We start from the raw sequence: 1469 nt of genomic DNA, 5'->3' as shown, positions 1-1469 counted from the left end.
TTCTACTGTGTCATTAAAACATGACATGATGACGCCATCTTCGAGCAACACGCAAGGAGGTGGGTCATGGGAACGAGTCTGGAAGCACGCTTTGCGCGCTATGGCGAGGCGATCTCGGCGTCCTTGGGGCATGCGGATCGGGCGGCACCAGCCACTTGGTACCTGCAAGGTTTGATGCTGCCCGGCGGACGCAAGAGCGTGGAGCCGATGGCGGCGCGCGTGCGCCCGCAGGATGTGCGTTCGACCCATCAGTCGATGCACCATCTGGTGTCAACCTCGGACTGGAGCGACGAAGCCTTACTGGCCACGGTCGCCGAGCAGGTGCTGCCGGTGCTGACGCGTGGCGGCGCGGAGCTCTGCTTCTGGATCATCGACGACACCGGCTTTCCGAAGAAGGGCACGCATTCGGTGGGAGTGGCCCGCCAGTACTGCGGGCAGACGGGCAAGACCGATAACTGCCGGGTGGCGGTGAGCCTGTCGTTGGCGACGGACTCAAACAGCCTGCCGCTGGCCTGGCAGCTCTACTTGCCCGCCGAGTGGAGCAACGATCCGCAGCGATGCGCCGATGCTGGCGTGCCCTCGTCGGTGGGCTTTCTGACCAAGAACCAGATCGCCGCCGCCCAAATTCGCGCCGCGGTCGCCGCCCAAGTGCCCCGGGGCGTGGTGCTGGGCGATGCCGCCTATGGCGATGACAGCGCGCTTCGCGATGAACTGAGTGAACAGGGATTGATCTACGCGCTGGGCATTCGGCCGCTCACCGCGGTGTGGTGGGGTACGCACCAACCGGCACTCCCGCCGCCACTGGCGGCGCGGGGTCGCCCGCGCGTGCGCACGGTGCGCGATGCGGCGCATTCCCCCCTCAACGTGCGGGCCTTGGCGAAGGCGCTGCCGGCGCGAGCGTATCGCACCATCCGCTGGCGACAGGGCTGCGCAGAAACCTTGTCTGGCCGCTTTGCCCGCGTGCGCGTGGTCACCGCGCACGACGATCGCGCCCGGAATCCCGAATGGCTGGTCATCGAATGGCCTCGCGGCGATGCCGAACCGCTCCGCTACTGGCTGTCGACGCTGCCGGAAGACACGACCTTCCAGGCGCTCGTCGGCGCTATCAAAGGCCGTTGGCGGATCGAGCGGGACTACCTGGAACTCAAGCAGGAACTTGGCCTGGGCCACTACGAAGGACGCAACTGGCGCGGCTTTCATCACCACGCCAGTCTGTGCATCGCCGCCTATGGCTTTTTGACCCTGGAGCGCCTGCGCGGCAGTAAAAAAAACCGCGCTCGATTCAAAGCGCCTGCCGTACCCGAAGGCTTCCGCCCGCGTGGGGCTGGGGCCGATGCAGCGGCATCAGCCGCTCTCGATCGCGACCGTGCACTTTCGTCTCGCCCGCGTGATTGCTCGACACCTGTCACGATGCCCTTGCTGCGGCAGGGCGCACCGAAGCATCAGACATGTTTAATAACACAGTAGAA

The 1469-nt window shown here is 65.5% G+C and carries 1 protein-coding gene; it reads left to right on the top strand.

The features are described from left to right. Positions 1 to 66 precede the first annotated feature (66 nt). Positions 67 to 1467 carry an IS701 family transposase gene (locus UU7_RS16805; RefSeq protein WP_007810473.1) on the top strand — a complete coding sequence of 467 codons (1401 nt, stop codon included), beginning with the start codon at positions 67 to 69 and terminating at the stop codon, positions 1465 to 1467. The last annotated feature ends 2 nt before the right edge of the window (positions 1468 to 1469 follow it).

It is taken from the genome of Rhodanobacter spathiphylli B39, from assembly GCF_000264295.1.
Taxonomy (GTDB): domain Bacteria; phylum Pseudomonadota; class Gammaproteobacteria; order Xanthomonadales; family Rhodanobacteraceae; genus Rhodanobacter; species Rhodanobacter spathiphylli.
Note: the sequence above shows the minus strand (reverse complement) of the source record. Positions and strands in the feature narration are given on the sequence as shown.

What these genes read in the sequence shown, in the direction of transcription:
- UU7_RS16805 (WP_007810473.1), top strand. Translation starts at nt 67, where the DNA reads ATGGGAACGAGTCTGGAAGCACGCTTTGCGCGCTATGGCGAGGCGATC.